The organism is Micromonospora sp. ALFpr18c, assembly GCF_008868155.1.
In the GTDB taxonomy this organism is placed as follows: domain Bacteria; phylum Actinomycetota; class Actinomycetes; order Mycobacteriales; family Micromonosporaceae; genus Micromonospora.
On the sequence record NZ_WBKR01000380.1, the window covers coordinates 1 to 1,671 of the forward strand.

A 1,671-nucleotide genomic window follows, 5' to 3' on the forward strand; every position below is an offset into this window, starting at 1 on the left:
CCGGGGGTGTTCGGGGGTGTTCGGGGGGATCACCGCGCACACCGCGCGGATGGCCGCCGCCGGCCTCAACAGCCGAGCTGCGGCACCGGCCCGCGGCAGGTGGGACTGCGCCGACCTGCCGCGACGGCCGGACCGTCAGCGGACGGTGAAACCGACCGCGCGGGGCGACGCCTCGGCGATCTCGACGTACGCGACCTTCTCGACCGGCACGATGACCCGCCGGCCCTTCTCGTCGGTCAGGGAGAGCGTGCCGCCGTTCCCGGCGAAGGCGTCGGTCACGATCTGCTCGATCTCGGCCGGCGACTGCGCGCTGTCCAGAACCAGCTCGCGCGGCGCGTACTGCACGCCGATCTTGACCTCCACTGTGCCTCCTCAACTGGGGCGAAAGAACCGCCCTGCGAAGGCTATCCGATCACGGGGCCGGCGGTCAGGCTGACTCACCTTGCAGCGGGAAGCTGGCGATGCCCCGCCAGGACAGCGCGGCCACCAACGCCTCGGCCTCCGCCTTCGGCACCTGCCGGCCGCCGGCCAGCCAGAACTGGGCGGCCGTCTCCGCGGCGCCGACCAACCCGGAGGCCAGCAGCTCCGCGTGCGCCCGGCTCACGCCGGTGTCGGAGATGATCGTGTCGGTGATCGCCGCGATGCAGCCCTGCTCGACCCGCTCCACCCGCTGCCGTACCGCCGGGTCGTTGCGCAGGTCCGACTCGAAGACGAGCCGGAACGCCTCGCTCTCGTGGTCGACGAAGTCGAAGTACGCCCGTACCGACGCGCCGACCCGCTCCTTGTTGTCGATGGTGCCGCGCATCGCGTCCTGCACTTTGGCGACGATGGCGTCACAGTGCGTGTCCAGCAGGGCCAGGTAGAGATCCATCTTGCCGGGGAAATGTTGGTAGAGCACGGGCTTGGAGACCCCGGCCCGTTCGGCGATGTCGTCCATCGCGGCGGCGTGGTAGCCCTGCGCGACAAACACCTCCTGCGCCGCCGCGAGCAGCTGCTTACGGCGCGCCGACCGGGGCAGACGGGTAGGCCGTCCGGCGGTCTGTGCGCTGTTCCCCGCAGCGGTCATGGGATCCTCCGAGTTCTCCGTACGAGCCGGCATTTTTCCCCCAGACCGGGCGAGGCCCGTGTCCCTCGTTGTGGAAATGGCCCGCCGCTGTAACTTATCGCCACTGTCGCCACACGGTAGCCTCAGCGGGGGCGACCAAGGAGCGCGCGGTGAGTGAAACAGGGCAACCCGGAGCCGCCACCCCGGGAGAGCACGGTGACGGAGCGGGTCAGCACGACGACCCGAGCCGTTCCGGCGGCGGTTGGGCGCCCCAGTCGGGCGGGTGGTCCCGGGCCGCCGAGCGCGAGGACGACCCGGAGCAGGCGGCACGCTGGCAACCTGACCCCGCGGCCGGGTGGCGTACGTCATCCGCGCGGCACGGCGACCTGCCACCGCCCCTGGCCGGGCTGCCCGATGGCCCCGAGCCACCGGTCCGTGTCAACGGCCACCACGCCAACGGCGTCCGCCACGTCGGCACCGAGGCCAATGGCGCGGCGGGTCGTCCCGCGCCGGTGAGTGCCCCGCCCGGGCTGAACGGCGAGGACCGGCCCGCCGCGACCGGCGACCGGCTGGTGGTGCCCGCCCAACGTCCCGCGCCGCAGCCGGAGCAGAGCGTCGGCGACCCC

Annotated in this window: 2 protein-coding genes and 1 pseudogene; 1 reads left to right on the forward strand and 2 read right to left on the reverse strand. The window is 72.7% G+C overall.

Annotated features, from left to right (window positions below):
- Window positions 1-135 precede the first annotated feature (135 nt).
- Together F8271_RS31225 and F8271_RS31230 are read right to left on the reverse strand one after the other, a co-directional pair.
- Window positions 136-363 carry a DUF3107 domain-containing protein gene (locus F8271_RS31225; RefSeq protein WP_030329796.1) on the reverse strand — a complete coding sequence of 76 codons (228 nt, stop codon included), beginning with the start codon at window positions 361-363 and terminating at the stop codon, window positions 136-138.
- Window positions 364-427: 64 nt separating this feature from the next.
- On the reverse strand, window positions 428-1,066 hold the full coding sequence (locus tag F8271_RS31230) for a TetR/AcrR family transcriptional regulator (protein ID WP_151493365.1): 639 nt from the start codon (window positions 1,064-1,066) through the stop codon (window positions 428-430).
- Between the two features lie 149 nt (window positions 1,067-1,215).
- Here F8271_RS31230 and F8271_RS31235 point away from each other — a divergent pair.
- Window positions 1,216-1,671 (forward strand): annotated as a pseudogene (locus tag F8271_RS31235) (hypothetical protein); the annotation flags it as partial.